The organism is Actinacidiphila sp. bgisy167 (genome assembly GCF_965342175.1).
In the GTDB taxonomy this organism is placed as follows: Bacteria; Actinomycetota; Actinomycetes; order Streptomycetales; family Streptomycetaceae; genus Actinacidiphila.
On sequence record NZ_CBDRBL010000015.1, the window covers coordinates 43462 to 66758 of the forward strand.

Annotated in this window: 21 protein-coding genes; 9 read left to right on the top strand and 12 right to left on the bottom strand. The window is 73.5% G+C overall.

Annotated features, from left to right (window positions below; all coding sequences use genetic code 11):
* Positions 1-82 precede the first annotated feature (82 nt).
* Complete coding sequence (locus ACRWND_RS08600) at positions 83-1525, bottom strand: glycosyltransferase (RefSeq protein ID WP_431947660.1); 1443 nt, start codon at positions 1523-1525, stop codon at positions 83-85.
* Between the two features lie 247 nt (positions 1526-1772).
* Complete coding sequence (locus ACRWND_RS08605) at positions 1773-2150, bottom strand: STAS domain-containing protein (RefSeq protein WP_431947662.1); 378 nt, start codon at positions 2148-2150, stop codon at positions 1773-1775.
* Positions 2151-2378: 228 nt separating this feature from the next.
* Between ACRWND_RS08605 and ACRWND_RS08610 the strand changes: the two genes are divergently transcribed.
* Together ACRWND_RS08610 and ACRWND_RS08615 are read left to right on the top strand one after the other, a co-directional pair.
* The gene (locus tag ACRWND_RS08610) at positions 2379-2927 is read left to right on the top strand and encodes a sigma-70 family RNA polymerase sigma factor (protein WP_431947664.1); all 549 of its coding nucleotides are present in this window, start codon (positions 2379-2381) and stop codon (positions 2925-2927) included.
* A gap of 56 nt (positions 2928-2983) precedes the next feature.
* Positions 2984-4300: a maleylpyruvate isomerase N-terminal domain-containing protein gene (locus ACRWND_RS08615; protein WP_431947666.1), complete on the top strand. Its 1317-nt coding sequence runs from the start codon at positions 2984-2986 to the stop codon at positions 4298-4300.
* Between the two features lie 455 nt (positions 4301-4755).
* Here ACRWND_RS08615 and ACRWND_RS08620 read toward each other — a convergent pair whose 3' ends face one another.
* Genes ACRWND_RS08620 through ACRWND_RS08630 form a run of 3 tightly spaced genes read right to left on the bottom strand, consistent with a single transcriptional unit; the run spans position 4756 to position 7932 of the window.
* Positions 4756-6321, bottom strand: a complete 1566-nt coding sequence (locus ACRWND_RS08620; protein WP_431947668.1) for a transporter — start codon at positions 6319-6321, stop codon at positions 4756-4758.
* Positions 6318-7229 carry an ABC transporter ATP-binding protein gene (locus tag ACRWND_RS08625; RefSeq protein WP_431947670.1) on the bottom strand — a complete coding sequence of 304 codons (912 nt, stop codon included), beginning with the start codon at positions 7227-7229 and terminating at the stop codon, positions 6318-6320. The genes ACRWND_RS08620 and ACRWND_RS08625 overlap by 4 nt, the downstream gene beginning before the upstream one ends.
* 34 nt (positions 7230-7263) lie before the next feature.
* Complete coding sequence (locus ACRWND_RS08630) at positions 7264-7932, bottom strand: bifunctional DNA primase/polymerase (protein ID WP_431947743.1); 669 nt, start codon at positions 7930-7932, stop codon at positions 7264-7266.
* A 277-nt stretch (positions 7933-8209) separates the two neighbouring features.
* Here ACRWND_RS08630 and ACRWND_RS08635 point away from each other — a divergent pair, with 277 nt between their 5' ends.
* Positions 8210-9592 carry a transcriptional regulator gene (locus ACRWND_RS08635; RefSeq protein ID WP_431947672.1) on the top strand — a complete coding sequence of 461 codons (1383 nt, stop codon included), beginning with the start codon at positions 8210-8212 and terminating at the stop codon, positions 9590-9592.
* 237 nt (positions 9593-9829) lie between these two features.
* Complete coding sequence (locus ACRWND_RS08640) at positions 9830-11110, top strand: hypothetical protein (RefSeq protein WP_431947674.1); 1281 nt, start codon at positions 9830-9832, stop codon at positions 11108-11110.
* 129 nt (positions 11111-11239) lie between these two features.
* Here the strand turns inward: ACRWND_RS08640 and ACRWND_RS08645 are convergent, their stop codons facing one another.
* Positions 11240-12514: an ABC transporter substrate-binding protein gene (locus tag ACRWND_RS08645; RefSeq protein WP_431947676.1), complete on the bottom strand. Its 1275-nt coding sequence runs from the start codon at positions 12512-12514 to the stop codon at positions 11240-11242.
* A gap of 160 nt (positions 12515-12674) precedes the next feature.
* Between ACRWND_RS08645 and ACRWND_RS08650 the strand changes: the two genes are divergently transcribed.
* Complete coding sequence (locus ACRWND_RS08650; RefSeq protein ID WP_431947745.1) at positions 12675-13121, top strand: SCO4402 family protein; 447 nt, start codon at positions 12675-12677, stop codon at positions 13119-13121.
* Positions 13122-13237: 116 nt separating this feature from the next.
* Positions 13238-14116, top strand: a complete 879-nt coding sequence (gene purU, locus ACRWND_RS08655) for a formyltetrahydrofolate deformylase (protein WP_431947678.1) — start codon at positions 13238-13240, stop codon at positions 14114-14116.
* A 10-nt stretch (positions 14117-14126) separates the two neighbouring features.
* On the opposite strand, the gene ACRWND_RS08660 is transcribed toward purU, so the two are convergent.
* Positions 14127-15041: an alpha/beta fold hydrolase gene (locus tag ACRWND_RS08660; protein WP_431947680.1), complete on the bottom strand. Its 915-nt coding sequence runs from the start codon at positions 15039-15041 to the stop codon at positions 14127-14129.
* Between the two features lie 566 nt (positions 15042-15607).
* Entirely contained in the window at positions 15608-16300 is a 693-nt protein-coding gene (locus tag ACRWND_RS08665) for a metal-dependent transcriptional regulator (RefSeq protein WP_431947682.1), read from the bottom strand.
* Between the two features lie 111 nt (positions 16301-16411).
* Here ACRWND_RS08665 and ACRWND_RS08670 point away from each other — a divergent pair, with 111 nt between their 5' ends.
* The gene (locus ACRWND_RS08670; RefSeq protein WP_431947684.1) at positions 16412-17161 is read left to right on the top strand and encodes an SIS domain-containing protein; all 750 of its coding nucleotides are present in this window, start codon (positions 16412-16414) and stop codon (positions 17159-17161) included.
* 8 nt (positions 17162-17169) lie between these two features.
* On the opposite strand, the gene ACRWND_RS08675 is transcribed toward ACRWND_RS08670, so the two are convergent.
* Both ACRWND_RS08675 and pdxH read right to left on the bottom strand, forming a co-directional pair.
* On the bottom strand, positions 17170-18486 hold the full coding sequence (locus ACRWND_RS08675; RefSeq protein WP_431947686.1) for a PAS domain-containing protein: 1317 nt from the start codon (positions 18484-18486) through the stop codon (positions 17170-17172).
* Between the two features lie 416 nt (positions 18487-18902).
* On the bottom strand, positions 18903-19526 hold the full coding sequence (pdxH, locus tag ACRWND_RS08680) for a pyridoxamine 5'-phosphate oxidase (protein WP_431947747.1): 624 nt from the start codon (positions 19524-19526) through the stop codon (positions 18903-18905).
* 284 nt (positions 19527-19810) lie between these two features.
* Between pdxH and ACRWND_RS08685 the strand changes: the two genes are divergently transcribed.
* Both ACRWND_RS08685 and thpR read left to right on the top strand, forming a co-directional pair.
* The gene (locus ACRWND_RS08685; protein ID WP_431947688.1) at positions 19811-20911 is read left to right on the top strand and encodes a citrate synthase 2; all 1101 of its coding nucleotides are present in this window, start codon (positions 19811-19813) and stop codon (positions 20909-20911) included.
* A gap of 60 nt (positions 20912-20971) precedes the next feature.
* Entirely contained in the window at positions 20972-21541 is a 570-nt protein-coding gene (thpR, locus tag ACRWND_RS08690; RefSeq protein WP_431947690.1) for an RNA 2',3'-cyclic phosphodiesterase, read from the top strand.
* A 261-nt stretch (positions 21542-21802) separates the two neighbouring features.
* Here thpR and ACRWND_RS08695 read toward each other — a convergent pair whose 3' ends face one another.
* A complete protein-coding gene (locus ACRWND_RS08695) occupies positions 21803-22222 on the bottom strand; it encodes a CBS domain-containing protein (protein WP_431947692.1) in 420 nt (139 codons plus the stop codon).
* 68 nt (positions 22223-22290) lie between these two features.
* Positions 22291-23289: an aldo/keto reductase gene (locus ACRWND_RS08700; RefSeq protein ID WP_431947694.1), complete on the bottom strand. Its 999-nt coding sequence runs from the start codon at positions 23287-23289 to the stop codon at positions 22291-22293.
* Between the last annotated feature and the right edge of the window lie 8 nt (positions 23290-23297).

The following is a 23297-nucleotide window of genomic DNA, read 5'->3' on the forward strand; positions in this document are numbered from 1 at the left end:
GGCACGCCGTGCGGTCTCCGGGGCGCGTCGGACCGCGGTGGATCCACCGCGGCGGGATGGGGGTACGGCGCAGCGGACGCGGTTACGGGGCGTTCTCCGGCAGCGGTCCGGCGGTCCCGGCGGGCATGGACGCGTCCCATGGGTTCCACCGCTCCTGCCGGTCCCCCACGTCCCCGGCGGACTCCCGGCGCTGGCGCGGCAGAAGGGGCAGCGGGGCGGGTCGCGGGGTCGGCTGCGGCACGGGCTGGAAGGCGATGTCGTCACGGGCGCCGCCGACTTCGACCCGGGCCCGGGTCCCCCAGTTGGTGCGCCGCAGCGTCGCCAGGGACCACAGCCGCAGCGGCAGCAGCAGGCCGAGGTTGAGCAGGGCGTACAGCGGGGCGGCGAGGAAGGTCAGCACCCGGTCGGCGATCCGCACCTGCGCGGCGCCGCGCAGGTAGTGGACGGAGCGCACCCAGGCCATGACGCACATGTAGGCGAGGTAGCCGGCCAGCAGCGTCCAGCCCCGCGGGTGCGTCAGGACGGCGACGAGCGCGGCGAGCAGACCCGCGGTGAAGGCGACCCAGGTGACCAGTTCGACGAGGTTGAGCCACCAGTGCACGCGGCGCAACCGGAAGGTGGCGAGCAGCAGCACGCCCTCGCGGATGAACGACTTGCCCCAGCGGATCTGCTGGCGCACGTAGTGGCCGATGCGCTCGGGGACGTCGGTGTAGCCGACGGCCGAGGGCTGGATCAGGGAGAGCCCCTCGGTGAGGCAGTAGTACGTCAGGCGCCGGTCGTCGCCGAAGGTCGCGGGGCGGCCCAGGAAGCGCTGGCCGAGGAAGTCGTCGAGGTGCTTGCGGACGACCCACCCGCGGTACATGGCCAGCGAGCCGCAGGCGCAGAGCACCGAGCCCAGGCGCGAGTAGGCGACCCGTTCGCCGAGGAAGGCGTTGACGTACCGCATGTCGATCAGACGCGTGAGGAGGTTGGCGCCGCGGTTGTGGGCGAGCACCAGCCCGGTGACGCACTGGACCCGGCGCTTGGCGAAGGGCCGGGCCAGTTCGGCGACGGCGTGCCGGTCGAGCAGCGTGTCGGAGTCGATGCAGAGGTAGACGTCCGCAAGCGGCTCCTGCCCGAAGCCCGCGGCGAGGCCGTGGCGCTTGCCGCGGTTGTCGGGGAACCGGACGAAGTCGAGGCGTACTCCCGCGCGCTGGAAGCGCGGGCGCAACTCCTCGGTCAGGGCCCGCGCCGACTGGTCCTTGGAGCAGTCGTCGACCACGGTGAGGGAGTGCGGCAGCAGTGTCTGCGCGAGGACCGACTCCAGGCAGCCGCGCAGCATCGCGGGGGCCTCGTTGTAGACCGTGATCACGCCGTGGATGCGGAGCCGGGACGCCGGCGTGTCGAAGACGCGTTCCGCACGGCGCCGCCGCCGGACGGACAGCAGCAGCTTGACGGCGAGGAGGGAGCCGACGGCCACTCCGTACCAGTGCACTTCACGCAGGGACCACGAGAAGTGGTCCCATGCGCCCGAGAGATCGAGCATGGGCAGTGGAGACCTCCGTGCGAACGCCCCCACCCGCCGACAGAATCATGAACGCGTGTTCTGCGGACGAAGGTAACTCGAACGGAAGACCCGCGAAAGATGCGTCTCCCGCAGATTTCCCCTGGTACTCCGCAATCCGGCTCCCAGCGGCCCGATATGGACGAAGCAGACACCCCATGTGAGAGTGCTCACAGCACACTTGCCGGGTCCGCCCGCCCCCGGGAGTGGCAGGGGCCCGGGCAGCGCCTCAGGCCGACATCGGCCGCGCCGCGTCGTCGGTGGCGGCCGCCAGATCGGGGAAGACCTCGAAGAGCCGCCGCACGCCGAGCGCGGCCAGCACCCGGTTGACGTGGGCCACACCGTCGGAGGGACTGTTGCGCGGAAGGATCAGCCGCAGCTGCCCGGCACAGGACCGCATCAGCCGCCGGGCGGCGATCAGCACACCCACACCGCTGGAATCGCAGAAGTGGACCCCGGCCAGGTCGAGCACCACGCTGTGCCGCCCGTCGGCCACCGCGTCGTGCACATGCTGGCGCACCACCGGCGCCGTCACGAGATCCATCTCTCCCGAGACCGTCAGGATCAGCCATTCGTCCCGTTCGTCCCGCGACACCTGCAATGCCACTGTCTGGCCCTTCTCCCGGCAGCGGTCGTACAGACCCTATGCCCCGCCCGCGCCGCTTCCCCGCAATGTTCCGGTCACACCCGGGTAACGCATTACCAGAACCGATCAGTTGTGGCAGAAGGTTGCCGCAAGGCGTCCTCCGTGGCAGCCATCGGCGGATACATTCGATCCGAGGCAGTACGACCGTAGTAAGGCGGCGCCACAAGACCGCGACGAGGGGGAGACGCGATGGCAGCATCCGCACCACCCCGCTGGGACCGCACCATGCAGCAGCGGCTCGCGCGCGGCGAGGAGGCCGCCCTCGGGGAGCTCTACGACCGCTACGCCACCCTCGTGCACGGCCTCGCCCACCGCGTCATGGACGACGAGGAGGCCGCCGCCCAGATCACCCGTGAGGTCTTCGGCTATGTCTGGGAGAACCCGGACGCCTACAACCCCAAGCGGGGTTCGCTGCGCTCCTGGATCGCCGGCCTCGCCCAGCGGCAGGCCGTCCACCGGCTGCGCCAGGCCGAGAACCGCGGGACGGGCAGCCCGGAGCAGGTCGAGGCGCGGATCCGCGAGGCCTCGGAGGCCGCCCGCGCCGACTACATCGTGACCTCCATGCCCGCCCCCCTGCGCCAGGCCCTCGACCTCGCCTACCGCCGCCGCATGGACTACCGCGAGGCGGCCGCCGACCTCGGCGTCACCGAGGACGAGGCGCGCCGCCGCCTGCGCCTCGGGCTCCAGTTGCTGTCCACCGCCGTGCAGGACCCCTCGCCCCTGGGCAGGTCCCTGTGAACGGACCTGCCGGCAACGGCGAGCACCCGCCTGGGACGAATCTGCCCAGGGTGCCCATGCCTCGCGTCGCCGCCGAGGACGGCCCGCTGCCGCGGATCGCCCCCTCGCCCGCGCCGCCGGACGCGCCCGCGCGCACCGCGGTGGAGGCGGCCGAGTCGGCACGGGCGCACCAGGCGCGGGAGCCGGAGCACACGTCGGAGGAGGAAGCGCAGGAGGGGCAGAAGGCGGTGCTCGAGCCGGTGCGGAAACCCGCGCTCGAGCCCGTGCGGCCCGAGGCCCGGCCATACGACCACCGTGTGCTGCGCTCCCTGCTGGGCGCGTGGGCGCTGTCGGCCTGCTCCCGCGAGGAGGCCGGCGCCGTCGAGGCCCACCTCGCCGACTGCGCGCCCTGCGCCGACGAGGCGGATCGACTGCGGCGCGCGGTGGGCCTGCTGCACCAGGAGGAGTCCTCCCTCGACCTCGACCCGCTGCTGCGCGCCCGCGTACTGGAGGGATGCCTGGGCCGCCGTCCCGCCCGCATACCCGTCCCCGAGTGGGCCGCGCCGTACGACGCGGAGACCGCCCGCCTCGACGCGCTCCTCGCCGACCTCGGCGAGCCGGAGTGGGACATGCCCGTCCGGCTCGTCTGGGCCGGCGGGGCGCGTGAGCTCACGCTCTGCGGCGTCCTCGCGCATCTCGGCTCCGTGGACGGCATCGTGGCCACCGCCCTCGGCCTCGACGACCCGCTGGGTCCCGGGGCGCCGCACACCCGCCTGGAACGCACCGAACTCGCCGGCCGGCGCTGCCGCCGCCACACGCACCCCTTCGTCCGCAACAAGTGGCGCACCCAGACGCGGGACGTCGTCCGGACCCTGTCCCTCGCCGGCTCCGGGACGGGCGGGATGCCCGTGGACTTCTCCGACGCCGTCGTGCCGATGCGGGACGCCCTGATCGACCGAGCCTTCGAGTGCTGGATCCACGCCGAGGACATCGCACAGGCCCTGGACTACCCCGAGTACGGGCCGCCGGCGGCGCCGCACCTCAACCGCATGATCGACCTCACGGCCCGGATGCTGCCCACCGCCCTGGCCGCCCTGCGCCAGGCGGGGCTGGCCGAGTCCCCCACCCGTCTCGTCCCGGCCGGGACCCCCGGTCGCACCCTCGACCTCCACGTCGAGGGGGCCGGCGGCGGCCATTGGTACATCTGCCTGGACTCGCCCGGCGCGATCGGCACCCCCGAGACGGTCGTCGCCGAGATCGCCGTCGACCAGCTCGACTTCTGCCAGCTGGCCGCCGGCCATGTCTCCCCCGACCGCATCGCCGCGGGGCGCGAGGGCGACAGCGCGGCGATCCAGGACGTCCTGCACGCCACGGCATCGTTGTCACGCCTCTAGATGATCAATTCCAAGGGGTGGGGGCGGGCATGAGCACGAGGGCGCCCAAGATCGTTTTGTGACGAACTCCCTGGACACCCCCGCAACCGCACTCCGCACCGACCACCGACGACCCGCTGAAGGGGCGTCCGGACCTGGGCCATGGCGGCCGCAGGTCGGGCTGAACCGGTCTGGAGACCGGGATCGGGGGGCCGGCGTCTGCAGCGGATCGGCCGGACGCGAAGCACCCGGTCGGGGCCACCGGGGCGCCCGGCGCGGCGAGGGGCCGCGCCGGACCCGCCCATCCTCGCGGCCCCGAGGTCGCGCGGATAGGCGGGCCGGCGTCGCGGGCCGATGGCTCTCGCCCGGCGGCGTTGTCGTCGGTCGCCGCAGCTCCGCTGCGTCTCCCTTCTCCGCCTTGCCGGACTCGGCCCTCGACCCGCTCCTTTCTCCACCCCGCCTATCCGCGCGACCTCTTACTTGCTCACGGCCGTGAGCACCTCCGGCAGGCGGCCCAGCAGGCGGGGCGCCGCCGTGCGGACCCCCAGCACCGCGACCGCGGCGCCGTAGAGGCAGCCCAGCGGCAGGAGCAGCCACAGCGCGCCGTGCCGGCCCGTGACGTGCAGCCAGATCAGCAGGCCCAGCAGGGGAAGCGTGAGCGTCGCGCCCGTCAGCGCGCCCCCGACGGCGCCGATCCAGGCCAGGCCGGTCTGGCCCGGCGCGGCGGCGCTGCCGAAGCGGCTCTCGTGCGGCATGGAGTAGGGGAAGCGCACGCTCGCCCACGCGCCGGTGGCGACCAGCGCCCCCAGCAGGGCGAAAGAGAGCCCGAGCGTCTCGGCCGCCGCCTCGGCCCGCCCCAGCAGGAGGGCCGAGCCGAGGGTGACGACCGCGACGTACGGGACGCCGACCACCGCGATCGCCAGAGCGCGCCCGCGCAGTTCCGCGTACGCGTCCGCGCGGGAGGAGATGGTCGCCGCGACGGTCCAGAAGGCGGAACCGTCCATGCCGAACTGGTTGTACATCTGCAGCCCGAGCAGCCCGGCCGCCCAGAAGGCGGTGTAGACGCTGCCGTTCTGGATCGCCGAGGCCAGCGGCAGCAGCAGTCCCACCGCCAGCGCGGTGGCCCAGGCGGCCTTGGTCCGCGGATCGCGCCACGCGTAGCGGAACTGGCGCTCCATGACGGTGCCGGTGCGTCCCCCCGGGAGGAACCGGAACCGGGACGCGCGGACGCTCGACGGGGCCGCCTGCAGCGTGGAGGCGTCCGGCCGGGTCATGAGCCGGTCCAGACTGGTGTGCCACCAGACGAGCACCAGGCCCAGCACGGCGGCGCTCCACGCGAGTTCGGCCGCCGCGAGCCCGTACGAGCCCTCCGCCACCGAGCGCACCGCGTCGAGCGCCGACGCCGGCGGCACCCAGCGCAGCACGGCGGTGAAGGCGCCGAACCGCTCCAGACCGTGCCCGGAGGCGAGCGCGTTGACGGCCAGGCTGATCGACTGACCGCCCACCGCGATCAGCACGCCGCTGAGCACGGCCAGGTCGCGCCCCCTACGGCTGGTCAGCAGCCGGGTGTTGGCCGCGGCGACGGCCCGGGCCAGGGCGACGCACAGCAGCACGGCGAGCGGCACCGCGAGCACCGCGGCCACCACCGAGGCGGCGCCCGCCACCACGGACACCGCCGCGCCGGCCGTCACCAGGAGCGTCAGCAGCGGCCCGACGCCGACCAGCGAGGACACCAGCAGCGCCCTGATCAGCGGCGCGGGCCGCAGCGGCAGCATGGCCAGCCGGGTCGGGTCGAGGGTGTCGTCACCGCCGAACACGAACAGCGGCATCACGGCCCAGCCGACCCCGAACACCACCCCGACCCCGATGGCCGCGGACGGCGCGTACGCGTTCCCGCGCAGGGCGACGAGCCCCACGGCCATACCCAGCGCGTACAGCAGCGCCACCACGGTGCCGATGATCCAGCCGACCCGGCGGCCGGTGGACTGGCGCAACCCGTTGCGGAGCAGCGACAGCTTGAGCCGTACGAAGGTGCCGGTCACGACCGGCCCGCCGCGGCCGGTCCGTCCGCACCCTCCGCGCCCTTCGCGCCCTTCGCGCCATCTGCGCCCTTCGCGCCGTCTGCGGCGTCCGCAGCGCCCGCGCCTCCGGCGCCCCGCGCCGCCCTCGCCTCGGTCCCGCCGAGCCAGTCCAGTTCCTGACCCGGTCCGCGGTCACGGGCGCCCACCAGCGTCAGGAAGGCGTCCTGCAGCGTCGCTTCCTGCCCGCGCACCTCGGCGAGCGGTCCCTGGGCCACGATCCGCCCGGCGGCCATCACCGCCACCCAGTCGCACAGGCTCTCCACCAGTTCCATGACGTGCGAGGAGAAGACGACCGTCGCCCCGGACGAGGTGTAGCGCTCCAGCACCCCGCGGATCCCCTGGGCGGAGACGGGGTCGACCCCCTCGAAGGGCTCGTCCAGGAAGAGCACCTCGGGGTTGTGCAGCAGCGCGGCGGCCAGGCCGATCTTCTTGCGCATGCCCGTCGAGTAGTCGACGACGAGCTTGCCGGCGGCGCCGGCCAGGTCGAGGACGTCGAGCAACTGGGCGGCGCGGCGGTCGGTCTCCGCGCCCGGCATGCCCCGCAGCCGGCCGGTGTAGGCGAGCAGTTCGCGGCCGGTGAGCCGTTCGAACAGCCGCAGACCCTCCGGCAGCACGCCGATGCGGGCCTTCACGGCGACCGGATCCCGCCAGACATCGGCGCCGCCGACCTCGATGAGGCCGTGGTCGGGCCGCAGCAGCCCGGTCACCATCGACAGGGTCGTGGTCTTGCCCGCCCCGTTCGGCCCCACCAGTCCCACGAAGTGCCCCGCGGGCAGTGTGAGATCGATCCCGTCGACGGCGACCTGCCCCCCGAAGCGTTTCGACAGTCCCTGAACGCGCACGGCGGGAGCGGCAGATGTGTGCGGCATCCGGCCACCCTATGCCGAAGGGGGTACCGCCTGGCTAGCGGTTGCGCCCACATGCATAGGCGAGGGGGGAGATCAACTCGTCGGTGTCCGGCAGCCACCGGTTGAGGTCCGTGGGCTGGCGCACCCACTGGACGACGCCCCCGGTGCCGAGCCGCGTGGGCGGCGCCGGGACCCAGTCGCCGTCCCCTCGGACCACCAGGTCGAGCGAGGAGGGCGCCCAGCCGAGCCGGCGGAGCAGGCCCGGCGCCTTGGCGGCGGCCCCGGGCAGCACGAAGAAGATCATGCGGCGGGACGGCGTCCCGAGGACCGGGCCGAGCGGCAGTTCCATACGCTCCATACGGGCCAGCGCCAGGCAGCCGGCGTCCTCCGGGACGTCGATCGCGTCGAAGGTGCGCCCGGTGGGGAGCAGGACCGACGCGTGCGGGTGCCGCAGCCACATCCTGCGGACCGCGGGACCGCTCCCGCTCGCTTCACCCGCCCAGTCCGGGCCTGTCGGGTGCGCCCCGGGCGCCGGGCAGCCGGCGTCGCCGCAGGAGCAGCGCGCGGCGCGGGGACCCCCGCCCAAGGGGGCGGCGTCCTCGACGAGCCAGGCACCGGGCAGTACGTCCCAGTGCCGCTCCTCCGCGTACCGGACGGCGGCGTCGAGGAGTTGGCCGGCGCTCCGCCGCGGGGCCGGGACGGTGTGTTCCACAGGGCCGCGCACGTCTTTCACGTCTTTCACGACCTTCACAACTGCGCTGCCCAGCGCGGGTTACGGGCGGTGACGCCCCGGCCTCGCGGCTCATGGCGGGCGCATGGGAGCACGAGCGGGGGCGCGCGGTGGAGGAGGTCCGGCATCCGGGTAGTCACCCATGGGTGTGTAAGCATGCATCGCTCCGCAAATAATGTCGTTTGCGGGGCATTTGGAGGGCGCGTACCGGGAAGGGGTCTGCAGGAACGGAATCCCCAGTTCCGAAAGTGGCAGCTGCGAGGGGGAGCCCATGGCCGCACGACCGCTCGTCGCCCGCCAGCCGAACGAACGGCTGCAGGCACTGATCCAGGAGGCAGCCTGTTCCAACGCCGGATTGGCCCGCCGGGTCAACATGTGCGGCGCGGAGCACGGCCTCGACCTGCGTTACGACAAGACCTCCGTGGCCCGCTGGCTACGCGGCCAGCAACCGCGGGGCCGCGCCCCCGCGATCATCGCCGAGGCCATCGGCCGCAAACTCGGCCGCACCGTCACCATCGACGAGATCGGCATGGCCAACGGCAAGAACCTGGCATCCGGCGTGGGCCTGCACTTCGCGCCCACCGTGCTCGGCGCGATCGAGCAGGTCTGCGAGTTGTGGCGGAGCGACGTCGGCCGCCGGGACTTCCTCACCGGCTCCAGCGTGGCGGCATCGGCCCTGGTCGAGCCCAGCCGGGACTGGCTGATCACCCGGGCCGACGCGCAGGTCGCGCGCGCCGGCGGGCAACGCGTCGGCATGGCCGACGTCGAGGCGGTACGGGCCACCACCCGGGCGCTGAACGACCTCGACCACCGGTTCGGCAGCGGCCAGGTGCGCCCCGTGGTGGTGCACTACCTCAACAGCGTGGTCTCCGGGCTCCTCGCCGGCACCTACCGCGAGGCGACGGGACGCCAGCTCTTCTCCGCCGTCGCCCGGCTGACCGAACTCGCCGGCTACATGGCCGTCGACACCGGCCAGCCCGGCCTGGCGCAGCGCTACTACATCCAGGCGCTGCGGCTGGCCCAGGCCGCGGGCGACCGCGCGTACGGGGGCTACGTGCTGGCCGCGGGGATGAGCCACCTCGCCGCACAGCTCGGCACCCCGCGTGAGATCGCCCAACTGGCCCGCGCCGCCCAGGAGGGCGCCCGCGGTCAGGTCACCGCCACCGCGCAGGCCATGTTCTACGCGGCGGAGGCCCGCGGCCACGCGCTGATGGGCGACGCGCGGGCCTGTGCCGCCGTGGCGGGACAGGCCGTGGAGGCGCTGGAGCACTCCGAGCCGGACGACGACCCCGGCTGGATCCGGCACTTCGGCCCGGCCTACCTCGCCGACGAGCTCGCCCACTGCCACCGCGACCTCGACCAGGCGCCGCAGGCGGTCCGCCGCGCCGAGGAGGCGCTCGCCGGGCACCCCCCGGAGAAGTCCCGGCGCCGGGCCCTCGGCCTGCTGCTGCTGGCCCAGGCCCAGGTGCAGCAGCGGGAGGTCGAACAGGCCTGCCACACCGGCGCACAGGCCGTCGAACTGCTCGCCTCGCTCCGCAGCCACCGCGGCGCGGAGTACCTCGACGACCTCCGGACGCGCCTGCAGCCCTACGCGGCGGAGAGCGCCGTCCGCGAGTTCGGCGCCCGGTTGGAGGAGGAGGAACTGGCGGCGTGACGGCGCGGAGGCGGGGCCGGGACGGCGCGTGCCCCGGCCCCGCTCTCGTCCCCTCTCCGCCTCCGTCTCCGGAATCGTTACGGGAACGACATCAAGTCGGCGGTACGCGATCCCTGTTCTGCGCCGGAGGGCCGGCCGCACCCCCGTCGGACCGACCGCGGCGTGGTGACCGCCGAAGCAGACCCGGTAGCGTGAGCCGACGATTCCGTAGCGACGGAGAAGGCAGAGGTACCGGTGATGCACGGCGGACGCGGTGACGAGGCGTATCCGGAGGTGCACGAGGGCGTGGTGCTGCCCGCGGACGGAGGCATACCCGGCCCGGGAGGGACCACCGCCTGGGGTGCCGGCCCCGCGGCCGGGCAGCCGTGGGGCGAGCCGACGCAGGCGTACGGCTCCCCGCAGCAGTCCCTCCCGGACACCGACGCGACACAGCTCTTCCCGCCGTATCCTCAGAACCGGCCGCCCATGCCGCCGCACGAGCCGCAGCAGCCCCCGGCGCCGATGTACCAGACCGGCCCCGTGGCGGACGCCACGCAGGTCCTGCCGCCGTACCCGATGTCCGAGGCCGCACCCTACGACCTGCGCCCGGGCGCTCCTGCCGGCGCGGACCCCACCCAGCACCTGCCGCGCTTCGAGGACGCGCCGGCCTCGCCGCAGGCCTCCGGCTACGGCTATCCGAACGGTTCCCAGCACCCCGCAGGCCCCCAGGGCGGCCCGGCGCAGCAGCCCCACGACGACTTCGGGCACCTGTACCGCCAGGACGGCCCACCCCAGCAGCAGCCCGGCTACGCCGCGGCCCCGGACCACGGGCGGCCCTCCTACGCGCCGCCCGCCGCCACGCCGCCGCCGTCCTACGCGTACGGCCAGCCCGCGCCGGCCCGCCGCAAGCTCACCCCGGCCGCGCTGATCGGCATCGTCGTCGGCGGCTGCGCCGCGGCGGGACTGCTCGCGGGGGCCCTGATGAGCGGCGGGGACGACGGCAACCCGGTCGCGGGGCAGTCCCCGGCGCCCTCGACGAGCGCCTCGGCCCCGGCCTCCTCCAAGGGCGGCGGCACGGACGCGGCGGAGCAGCAGGCCAAGGGGCTGGAGGCGCTGCTCAAGACGAGCGGCAGCAGCCGCACCTCGGTGGTCAACGCGGTCGAGAGCATCAAGGGCTGCCGCAACCTGGACGGGGCGGCCGCCGACCTGCGGGCCGCGGCGCAACAGCGCAACGACCTGATGGCGCGGCTGAAGGCACTCCCGGTGGACAAGCTCCCCAACCACCAGGCGCTCACCGACGCCCTCAACAAGGCGTGGGCGGCCTCGGCCTCCGCCGACAACCACTATGCGGCCTGGGCCGACCAGATCAAGGACAACCGGAAGCTGTGCCGGCACGGACACGCCCGGTCGACCGACCAGTTGACGGCAGGCAACACCCAGAGCGGCAACGCCTCGCGGGCCAAGACGAGCGCGGCGGCGCTCTGGAACCCCATAGCGAGGAAGTACGGGCTGACGCAGCATCAGGGCAGTCAGCTCTGAGGGTGGGGCGGCAGCACCCTGTGACGCGTCCGCGCGGCACGGTGAGGGTCCCTCAGCCTTGGGGCTCGGGGCCAGAGTGCCGTGCGCGGCAGCGTGGACGCCGCCGTGGGGAGACCGGGCCCGGGCCCGTCAGCCCGGGGCGTGCTCCAGGGTCTCCGTCACATCCACGAAGCCCTTGCGGGCGGCGACCAGCCGGCCCTTCTCGACCTTCTGGAAGGTGACCCGGCCGTTGACCAGACGCGGCTGTTCGATGATGGCGGACGTGTCCTGCTCCCGCCAGCCGAGCGGCGGCGTGAGGCCGTCGGTGGAGACGTCGTGCGCCTCGTCCAGCGCCGTCTTCAGCGTCGCGGCGGTGACCGGCCGGTCCTTGCCCATCTTCTCGACGACCTTGGTGAGGACGTTGTAGGCGATCCAGGTGGTCTGCACACCCGGATCATCGGGGTCGATGTCGTTGTCCCCGAAGGCGTACTTCTTGATCGTGTTCCGCAGCGGCGCCCAGCGCGCGTCGGAGGCCGGCGGGTACCAGCCGGTGACGTAGGCGCCCTCGAGCGGGCTGTTGCCGCCGCCGGTGCTGTCGAGGGTGGTCTGCTGCACGCTGCCGAGGACGGAGGCGATCCGCGCCCTGGGACCGGCCTCCAGGCCGGTGACCGGGTCGGTGGTGGTCGTGCGGCGGAAGGCGTCGAAGAAGGTGGCGGTCTTGTCGCCGAGCGCGGCGCTCACGCAGGCGCCGTGTTCGTTGGCGCCGATCGCCTTCCGGGAGATCGTGTTGTAGTCGGTGGCGTCCTCGGCGGCGCGCAGGTCGGTGGCGCTGGTGCGGCCCGCGTCGCGCAGGCCGGCGTCGAGGAAGCGCAGGAAGATGTCGCCCGCGGCGGTGTCGGGGCGGACGAGGGTCACCTTCGTGCACTTGCCCGCCAGTTGCCGGCCCGCGCCGGCCATCAGGGCGGGCAGGCCGCCGTTGACGGGATAGGAGAGGAAGCTCTGGAACTCGTCCTGGGTGATGCCGTAGCCGCCGAGGTACGGGATGCCCTCGGCCTCCAGCGTGGTGGTGAAGGCGGCGCCGTACTGGCTGTAGGAGCCGACGACGGCGACCGCGCCCTTGTCGACGGCCTGCTCGGCGCAGTCGTCGGCGCCGAGCGCGGTGTTGTGGTCGTTGCAGGTGATGACCCGCAACTCCCGGCCGCCGATGCCGCCGCGGGCGTTGATGTACTTGGCGTAGGTCTTGGCCATGGCCGGCATGCCCGGCATGTTGGTCGCGCCGGTGTCCTGCGGCGCCCAGGTCATGACGGTGATCGGGCCCATGGCGTCGCCCGACTCCCCGGGGAGTGTGCCGCATCCCCCCAGCAGGACGACGCCGGTCATCGCGGACACAAAGGGAGCAGCTCTGCGCTTACGGCGATCACTCATGGAGCGGGACGATTCCGGGCTTACCGCAACCCCCGGATGAACACGGGGGAACGGAGGGTCACCATCGGGTGAACAAAGTGCGGGAATTCCGGAGCACGTACGATCGTGCACTGTGCAGAGTACGGAGAAGTCTTCCCGCCGCGGCACCCGCTCCTCCACGATGGGGGGCATGCCGCTCAACGACATGCCCTGGTGGCGCTGGCGCGCGAACGTGCGCTCCGCGCTGCACATGATCAGCGACCCGGTGTTCCAGCGTGAGGTGTGGCTCACCGGGCAGCCGGGCTACGGCGACGTGACCGACGCCGTCTACCGCCTGGTCGAGGACACCTGGCTCGACAACTGGTCCGCGGAGAAGTACGTGGGCACCGTCTTCAGGGATTCCCAGGAGGCGGCGCTGGTCGATGTGGCCGTGCTGCGGGTGCTGAAGATACTGCACCAGGTGGGCGCGGACGCCCCCGTCTCCGCCTACCTGGAGCACCACGCCTGGCCCGAGGCGGTACGGGCCGCCCGCGAGGCGCACGTGCGGCTGGCGGCCGGGGACGGCGAGGACCCGGACACACCGCCGCGCTCCCTGGACATCCTGCGGATCTACACGCGCACGGCCTGAGCCGCCGTCGGCCGCGGGCCGCGCCGCCGCGTGGCGGGCGCCCTCCCGGGCGAACGCGGCCGCCCGGTCGGTGGACGGCTTGGAACGGCGGGACGAGTTTGTGCGACCCTGGCCCCGTGAACGCCGCCGACGAGTCGCAGCCACAGGCCGAGCAGTACATCCTCACCCTCTCGTGCCCCGACAAGACGGGCATCGTGCACGCCGTGTCGAGCTACCTCTTCATGACCGGGTGCAACATCGAGGACAGCCAGCAGTTCGGCGACCACGACACCGGACTGTTCTTCATGCGGGTGCACTTCTCGGCCGGCCACCCCGTCACCGCCGGAAAGCTGCGGGCCAGCTTCGCGGCCGTCGCCGACGCCTACCGCATGGACTGGCAGATCACACCCTGCAACGAGCGGATGCGGGTCATCCTCATGGTGAGCAAGTTCGGGCACTGCCTGAACGACCTGCTCTTCCGTACCAGCATCGGCGCGCTGCCGGTGGAGATCGCCGCCGTGGTCTCCAACCACACCGACTTCGCGGAGCTGGCGGCCTCCTATGACGTCCCCTTCCACCACATCCCGGTGACGAAGGAGAACAAGGCCGAGGCCGAGGCGGAGCTGCTCTCCCTGGTGGAGCGGGAGAACGTGCAACTGGTCGTACTCGCCCGCTATATGCAGGTGCTGTCGGACCACCTCTGCAAGGCGCTGTCCGGCCGGATCATCAACATCCACCACTCCTTCCTGCCCAGTTTCAAGGGCGCCCGGCCCTATCACCAGGCCCACGCCCGCGGGGTGAAGCTGATCGGCGCGACGGCGCACTACGTCACCGCCGACCTCGACGAGGGCCCGATCATCGAGCAGGAGGTCGAGCGGGTGGGGCACGAGGCCGGCCCGGAGCAACTCGTCGCCGTCGGCCGCGACGTGGAGTGCCAGGCCCTGGCGCGCGCCGTGAAGTGGCACAGCGAGCACCGCGTCCTGCTCAACGGCCACCGCACGGTCGTCTTCGCCTGACACCCGTTGCTCAGGCCTGGCATACCGGCCGGCCCACGACGTCCGCCAGGAAGGTCTCGACAGCGGAGGCCCATGCCTCGGGCTGCTCCCAGGGGACGAGGTGCCCGGCGTGGGGGATCTCCGCGTACGAGCCGCGGGGCAGCACCCGCACCATTTCCTGGGCCTCGGCACGGCCCAGCTCGCTGTCCCATCCGCGTACCACGAGGGCGGGACAGGACACCTGTGCCAGCTCCTCCCAGTGGGCGTCGTGGACCCAGGACTCCCGGGACCGCAGCATGTGCCGCCGCGCGAACACCGGGCGCCAGCCGTCGGGGCGCTCCTCCATCACCTCGGCGAAGAACCGGCCCCGGGACGGGCGCGGGCCCTCCAGCCAGGGATCCTCCTCGCCGAACCACCGGCGGACCGCGTCGGGCCCCGGGAAGGGCAGCGGCCAGGCGCCGAACCAGTCCTCCCAGCGGCGCTGGCTCGCCTCTCCGAGAGCCGCCGCCCGCATGTCGCACAAGACCACCGCCCGCACCAGCGAGGGCCTGCGCGCGGCGAGCTGCCAGGCGGTGAGGGCGCCCATCGAGTGCCCCACGACGGTGACCGGGGCGAGCCCCAACTGCTCGACGGCGGCGGCGGCGTCGGCCACGTAGGCCTCCCGCGTGTAGGGCCCCTCGGGCTTGGCGCTGCCTCCGTGGCCGCGCTGGTCCAGGGCCACCACCCGGTGGCGCGCGGCAAGCCGGCGAGCGGTGCCGGCCCACTGGGAGGCCCGTCCCATCAGGCCGTGCAGCAGCAGCAGGACGGCGGGCCGCCGCACCTCCTCGGGCACCTCGTCGGACGCCGCCGCGGGCCCGGTGCCTGACTGCGGGGCGGGCCCGTCGGTGTACTCCCATGCCGTGAGCGGGAGGCCGCCCGCTCCGGTGACTTCGACGCGCCTGGCCATGTGCCGCACCCCCTGGTACGTGACGTTCAGACCCCCACGCTATCGAAATCCTGTTCGATATGCGTCTTCACGCGCGCAACACCGCTCTTTCGAGTGACAACGCTCAAGGATTGCCCGCCCACGCCGAGGGGAGTACTTCAGCGGGACGCGGTCCGGCGGGGAGACGGACAGCGGGGAGCCACCCGGACAGCTCGGGGATCCGGGTGGCCTCCATGGGGACGAGGGGGACCGGGGGGTCCGGAGGGGGACAGGGAGGGGACGGAGGGGGACAGGGGAGGGACGGGGGATCGGGGGAGAAAGGGACTCCGGCGCATGGGGAGGCGCCGGAGTCCCTCCGCCGGAACCGCCCACCGCCGACGACCCGCCTCACCGGCGCCCGAGAAGCGCCGCGCCGGCGGCGGACCGCCCTGGACCGGCCGGAACCGCCCGGCCCGACGTCACAGGACGATCCACCGAGCGCACCCCACAGACGATCCACCGAGCGCACAGCCGCAGGGGACCGCACAAGCCGCGACGAGACACCGCCACGCGGCGCCCCGGGCACCGCGACGCTCCGCGGGACCGTCCTACCGCTTGGCGACGAAGACGTGGGACGCGGTCTCCGAGCTCAGCTCCGCCGCCTCACCGCCGCTGCCGACCATCACACCGCCCGCCGACGGGGTCACCGACACCACCGCGCCCGGCTGCACACCGGCCCGCCGCAGCGTGTACATCAGCTGGGCGTCCGTCTGGATCGGCTCCCCGATCCGCCGGACGACCACGCTCGCGCCCGCCTGCCCCGTCTCCAGGTCGGTCAGGCTGACCATCCCCTCGTCGAGGAACGGGTCCGCGCCGTCCTTCTCGCCCAGCTCCTCCAGGCCCGGGATCGGGTTGCCGTACGGCGACTCCGTGGGATGCCGCAGCAGCTCCAGGACGCGTCGCTCGACCGCCTCGCTCATCACGTGCTCCCAGCGGCACGCCTCGGCGTGCACGTGCTCCCACTCCAGGCCGATGACGTCGACCAGCAGGCACTCGGCCAGCCGGTGCTTGCGCATCACGCGCGTCGCGATCCGCCGCCCTTCGGCGGTCAGCTCCAGATGCCGGTCGCCCGCGACGTTCACCAGCCCGTCCCGCTCCATACGCGCGACGGTCTGACTGACCGTCGGCCCGCTCTGGTCGAGCCGTTCGGCGATTCGGGCGCGCATGGGGACCACACCCTCCTCCTCCAGCTCCAGGATGGTGCGGAGATACATCTCCGTCGTGTCGATCAGTCCGGACATGCGTGCCCCTCGATGGCTCGTACGTGGCCCTGGCCTCAATTCTGACGCATGCGACCGGCAACCGGGACGCCGTGGTTGACAGGCGGACGCTGCGGCAGCACGGTTCTCGGCATGACCGATCTGGCCGCCGCATATTTCGACGCCGCCATCGCACTGCTCAGGCGCGTGAGGGACGAGGAGTCCCCAGCGATCGAGGCGGCCGCGGCCGCGCTCGCCGACACCGTGGCGGCCGGGGGGCGGGTGTTCGCCTACGGCGCCGGGCACTCCTCGCTCCCCGCACAGGACGTCGTCTACCGCGCGGGCGGTCTCGCCCTGGTCAACCTGCTGGCCGTGCCCGGCGCGGTCGGCGTGGACGTCGTCCCCGCCACCCTCGGCAGCGCCCTCGAACAGGTGGGCGGCCTGGCCCGGGTCGTGCTGCGAAGCTCCCCCGCGCGGGCGGGCGACCTGCTGTTCGTCATCTCCCTCTCCGGCCGCAACCCGCTCCCGGTGGAGATGGCGCAGGAGGCCAGGGCACTCGGGATGACGGTGATCGGCGTCACATCGGTGGCGTACGCCAAGGAGACGCATTCCCGGCACGCGAGCGGCACCTTCCTCAAGGACCACTGCGACCTCGTCGTCGACAGCAAGATCGCGCCGGGGGACGCCGAGCTGTCCGTGCCGGGCGTCCCGGCACCGTTCGGCCCGGCCTCCACGGTGGTGACCAGCGCGCTGATGCAGGCCGTCGTGGCCACGGCCGCGGCGGACCTGGCGGAGCGCGGCGTCACCCCGCCCATGCTCCGCTCCGGCAACGTCGACGGCGGGCACGAGTGGAACGCGCGGGTCTTCGAGGAGTACGCGGACCGGATCTTCTACCGCCGCTGAACCCGGCCTCAGGCCCGCGGCGGCAGGTCGAGACCGGCCGCCGCCCGCAGCGCGACGTCCTCGGCGAAGACGGCGTCCGCCCGGTCGAAGGGACGGCCGCCCGCGCCGCGCAGGAAGGTGAGCACGCCGAGCGTGCGGCCGCGGCTGCGCAGCACGGCGCACAGTGCGTGGGCGGTGCCCTCGGGCCAGCGCCGCGCGGCAGCCCAGCTGTCGACCTGGGACCGCGTGGCGGGGTCGGCGGCCCCGGCCCCGAAGCCGGCCCGCACGGAACCGGTGCGCGCGAGCGCCTGCAGGGCCGGGTGCCCCTCCCCGTACCGCACCGGGATGCCGCCGGGCACCGGCAGGCAGGGCCCCGGACCGCCGGAGGACGTGCCCGCCGCCCGGACGAGCCGCACCCCGTCGGGCGCCAGCACGTCGAGCAGCGCGTGCTCGGCGAACCCGGCGAGGGCGAAGTCCACCCAGCAGGTGGCCGCCTCCAGGGGGTCCTCGCACTCGGCGACGGCCAGCGCGGCCCGGTGCAGCTGGTTGCTGCGGAAGCGCAGCCGCACCGCCTCGCGCTCGGCGAGCTTGGTGTCGGTGATGTCGTGGAGCAGCAGCCCGACGCCGAGCGGCACCGGCTCCTCCCCCAGCGGCGAGCCGAGCCGCACGAAGCCGCTGCGCCAGCAGCGGCGGGTGCCGCCGTCCGCCCGCAGCCCCACCCACAGCTCGCTGGGCTCGGGGGGCGCGCCCTCGGCGAGGACGTGCTGCAGGGCGCTCTCCAGCTCCTCCGCGCCCTGGTCGAGGAAGTCGCCCAGGGGCCGCCCGAGGGGCGCGTCCCGGCTGGTGCGCAGCGCGCGGGCGGCGTACGCGTTGACGACGACCGGGCGCAGGTCGGCGTCGACCAGGACGACCCCGCACGGCGCGTCGTCGAAGAGCGCCTCGCTGAGGGCGATCGAGCGCTCCAGGTCGATCTGGGCGTGCACCTCGGAGAAGGCGCAGTAGACCCCGGCGGGGCGCCCGTCGGCGCCGTGCACGGCGGCGGCCTGGGTCCGCACCAGCACCCGGCGCCCGTCCTTGGTCAGCAGCGCGAACTCGTGGACCTGGCGGCCGTCCGCGGCCATGGCGCCCAGCAGCCGTTCGCGCACCTCCTCGGCGTCGGCGCTGCGCGCGGCCCAGCCGGCGAACCCGCGCCGGCCGACGGCCTCCTGCGCCGTCCAGCCCAGGATGCGGGCGGCCTCCGCGTTCCAGTGCGTGATCACTCCGTCCCGGTCCAGGGCGCAGAGTCCGGCCTCCATCCCGTCGAGGAGCGCGGCGAGCAGCTGCGGTGTCGCGTCAAATGACTGCACGTCTGGACATTCAACCCGTGTGTGACCGACGCCACAGGAAGTTCACGAAATTCGGCGCCCGCGAGGCCTCGGCGCGCGGGGCGGAAAAAACCGCTTGCCGTCCCACGAACCGTTTCTTAGGGTTGCGGGCACACATGAAGGGAGGTGGTCCGAAGAATGAGTTCCCATCGGACGCGTGAGGTGGCTGCGGGCTGACGCCTGCGCTCCTCGCCTGCGCGCGATGTGCGTAGCGGGCCAATCCATCGCAGTCACCCGACCCGCGGGCTCGTCGGATTCGTCCGGCCGATGCCCGGACGGTTCGCCGTCCGGGGAGCAGCCCGCGGGTCGTCTGCGTCCGCGGCCCTGACCTCACCGCGCCGCCTCCGCCACCCGGCGCGGGCGGCCGCGCCCGGGAACCGGCCCCCCTCCGGCACGCCTCAGGGCGAAAGGCGCCGCACCGTCCAGCCGCCCTCCGCGGCGGTGTACACCAACCGGTCGTGCAGCCGGTTCTCCCGCCCCTGCCAGAACTCGACGCGGCCCGCCACCACCCGGAAGCCTCCCCAATGCGGCGGCACGGGCACGTCCGTGCCCTCGGGATAGCGGGCCGCCAGCTCCGCGTAGCGGTGCTCCAGCACCTCGCGCGAGGCGATCTCCGCGGACTGCTCGCTCGCCCAGGCGCCGATCCGCGAGCCGTGCGGCCGGCTCCGGAAGTAGGCCTCGGTCTCCTCGCGTGAGACGCGCTCGACGGCGCCCGTCACGATCACCTGGCGCGCGACCGGGTGCCAGGGGAAGAGCAGCGAGGCGAAGGGCCGCTCGGCGAGCTCGCGCCCCTTCCTGGAGCCGTAGTTGGTGAAGAACACGAAGCCGCGGTGGTCGTAGCTCTTCAGCAGCACCGTGCGCGAGCTGGGCAGCCCGTCCGCTCCCGCGGTGGAGACCACCATGGCGTTGGGCTCGTCGATGCGGGCGTTGACGGCATCGGCGAACCAGCGCGCGAACTGCGTGTACGGGTCGCCGGCCAGCTCGGCCTCGGTCAGTCCGCGGGCGCGGTACTGCCTGCGCATGGCGGCGGGGTCGTGGTGGCTGTGCTGCACCCGCACATCTTGCAGCACGGAGGCGGCACCGCGTGCCGCCTCCGTGCTCCCCGGCCCCACCGTCACGGTCCGCCGCAAGATGTGCCGGACCTCACGCTTCACGTCACCTGCGGAAGGGGACAGACTTACAGGCCGGGTATCTGTGCACTCCCCACACCGGGGGATATCGTGCGGGCACCCAGTGCCGACCCCCGCGCCATTCCGCGTGCCACAAGCACCACCGGATCGTCGACCGCATCACGAGGAGCCGCCTGATGTCCGACTTCGTACCCGGACTCGAGGGAGTCGTCGCCTTCGAGACGGAGATCGCCGAACCCGACAAGGAAGGCGGCGCCCTGCGCTACCGCGGGGTGGACATCGAGGACCTGGTGGGCCGCGTCTCCTTCGGGAACGTCTGGGGCCTGCTGGTCGACGGTGCCTTCAACCCCGGCCTTCCTCCCGCCGAGCCCTTCCCGATCCCCGTCCACTCCGGCGACATCCGCGTCGACGTCCAGTCGGCGCTGGCCATGCTCGCTCCGGTGTGGGGACTGAAGCCGCTGCTGGACATCGACGCCGAGCAGGCCCGCGAGGACCTGGCGCGCGCGGCCGTGATGGCGCTGTCGTACGTGGCGCAGTCGGCACGCGGCCAGGGACTGCCGATGGTGCCGCAGCGCGAGATCGACAAGGCGCAGTCGGTGGTCGAGCGCTTCATGATCCGCTGGCGCGGCGAGCCCGACCCCAAACACGTCGCCGCCGTCGACGCCTACTGGACCTCCGCCGCCGAGCACGGCATGAACGCGTCCACCTTCACCGCCCGGGTCATCGCCTCCACCGGCGCCGACGTGGCCGCCGCGCTGTCGGGCGCGGTAGGCGCCATGTCGGGCCCGCTGCACGGCGGCGCGCCCTCCCGCGTGCTGGGCATGATCGAGGAGATCGAGCGGACCGGCGACGCCGAGGCGTACGTGAAGCAGGCCCTGGACAGGGGCGAGCGCCTGATGGGCTTCGGGCACCGCGTCTACCGTGCCGAGGACCCGCGGGCCCGGGTGCTGCGCCGTACCGCCAGGGAACTGGGCGCCCCCCGTTTCGAGATCGCGGAGGCGCTGGAGAAGGCCGCCCTGGAGGAGCTGCACTCCCGCCGCCCGGACCGCGTCCTGGCCACCAACGTGGAGTTCTGGGCGGCGATCATCCTGGACTTCGCCGAGGTCCCGGCCCACATGTTCACCTCGATGTTCAGCTGCGCCCGCACCGCCGGCTGGTCGGCGCACATCCTGGAGCAGAAGCGCACCGGCCGGCTGGTGCGCCCCTCGGCCCGCTACGTCGGCCCGGGCGCCCGCGACCCGCGTGAGGTTCCGGGCTACGCGGCCATCGCCCCGTAGGCGGCCCGCCCACACCCGGCGCACCTCGCACGCCCGCCGCGGGCGGTGCACCCTGGGGGCATGAGGCTGTTCGTGGCCGTTCTGCCTCCCGGCGCCGCCCTCGCCGAGCTGGCAGACGCCGTGGACGCGCTGCGCGCCCTGCCGGGCGCGGACGGGCTGCGCTGGACGGAACGCGCCGGGTGGCATGTGACGCTGGCGTTCCTCGGGGAGGTGGACGAGGCTCTGCTGCCCGCCCTGGTCGAACGGCTCGAGCGGGCGGCGCGGCGCCATCCTCCCTGCCGGGTGCGCCTGGGCCGTGGGGGCCGCTTCGGCGACCGGACTCTGTGGGCGGGACTGGACGGCGACGACCTGGGCGGCGCGGCCGCGGCGGCGCGGGCCGCCGCACGGCGGGCGGGCGTCCGCCACGAGGACGAGCATGGCGCCTTCCACGCCCACCTGACGCTCGCCCGGCAGCGCTCCGGGCGCGTCAGGGTGGGTCTGCGGCCCTTCACGGACGCGCTCGGCGCGTTCTCGGGGACGCCGTGGACGGCGGGGGCGGTCCGCCTGGTGCGGAGCCATCCGCCCACGCCCGGAGTGCCGGGTGCCCAGCCCCGCTACGAGACGGTGCGGACCTGCCCTCTGGGGCACTGAGGCCGCCCCGTTAACCTCGCTGTGTGGACCCGAAGACCCGTACCCGCGTAATGACCGCCGCTCTCGCTCTGCTGGTGGTCGTGGTGATCGTCGGCACGATCGTGCGCGGCTAGCCGCCGCGGCCGGGCGGCCGCAGGCGCTCGGGGCGGCCCTGCGACCGTCGGCCGCCCGGCGGCCGTGGTCGGCCGTGGCCGGCCGGGCAGTGTCGTCGGCCGTCGTCGTCTGTCGTCGGCCGTCGTCGGCCCGGCGGTGTCGTCCGCCTCAGGAGCCGGCGTACACCTTCTCGACGAATTCCGCGACCTGTTCGTCGCTGAGGTGGCGGGCCAGGTCGGCCTCGGTGATGATGCCGATCAGCTTCTTGTTCTCCACCACCGGGAGCCGCTTGATGCGGTGCGATTCCATCTCGGTGAGGACGTCGGACACGTCGGCCTCGGCGTCGATCCAGCGCGGGGTGCCCTCGCACAGGTCGCCGCAGGTCACCTTGGAGGGGTCGCGTCCCGCGGCTACGCACTTGGTGACGATGTCCCGGTCGGTGATGATGCCGCACATCCGGTCGTTCGCGTCGTGGACCGGCAGCGCGCCGACGTTGAGCTCGCGCATCAGCTGCGCGGCGCGGTCGAGAGTCTCGGTCGCCGGTATCGCACGGGCGCCTGGGTGCATGATCTCTTTGGCTGTGGTCATACCCTCATCGTGCGCCCGACCGGGTGAATCTGCGACCGGGGCGCACGACGGGGCGGGGCGGCGGACGCCTACCAGGCGAAAGCCTCGGGGGACGGGCCGGGGCCGGGGAAGATCTCGTCCAGCTCGGCGAGCAGCTCCGCGGGCAGCCGCAGGTCGACCGCGCGCACCGCGGAGTCCAGCTGCTCACGGGTGCGCGGGCCGACGATCGGGCCCGTGACGCCGGGACGGCCCAGCAGCCAGGCCAGGGCGACGTCACCGGGCTGCAGTCCGGCCTTGTCGACCGCGTCCTCGTACCGCTGCACCTGCTCGCGCAGAGCGCTGTCCTTCAGCGAGTCGGCGCTGCGGCCGGAGGTGGAACGGGAGCCGCCGCCCTCACGCTCCTTGCGCAGTGCGCCGCCCAGCAGGCCGCCGTGGAGCGGCGACCAGGGGATGACGCCCAGGCCGTACTCCTGCGCGGCCGGGATCACCTCCATCTCGGCGCGGCGCTCGGCCAGGTTGTACAGGCACTGCTCGCTGACCAGGCCGATCGTGCCGCCGCGCCGGGCCGCGATCTCATTGGCCTGGGCGATCTTGTACCCGGGGAAGTTGCTGGAGCCCGCGTAGAGGACCTTCCCCTGCTGCACGAGCACGTCGACCGCTTGCCAGATCTCCTCGAAGGGGGTGTTCCGGTCGATGTGGTGGAACTGGTAGAGGTCGATGTGGTCGGTCTGCAGGCGCTTCAGGCTGGCCTCCACCCCACGCCGGATGTTGAGGGCGGAGAGCCGGTCGTGGTTGGGCCAGGCGGGCCCGTCGGGACCCATGTTCCCGTAGACCTTGGTGGCGAGCACCACCTTGTCGCGCCGGTCGCCGCCCTTCGCGAGCCAGTTCCCGATGATGGATTCCGTGCGGCCCTTGTTCTCGCCCCAGCCGTAGACATTGGCCGTGTCGATGAAATTCACGCCCGCGTCGAGAGCGGCGTCCATGATGGCGTGGCTGTCCGCCTCGTCCGTCTGCGGGCCGAAGTTCATCGTCCCCAGCACGAGTCGGCTGACCTTGAGTCCGGTGCGTCCGAGCTGTGTGTACTCCATGGGCCTCA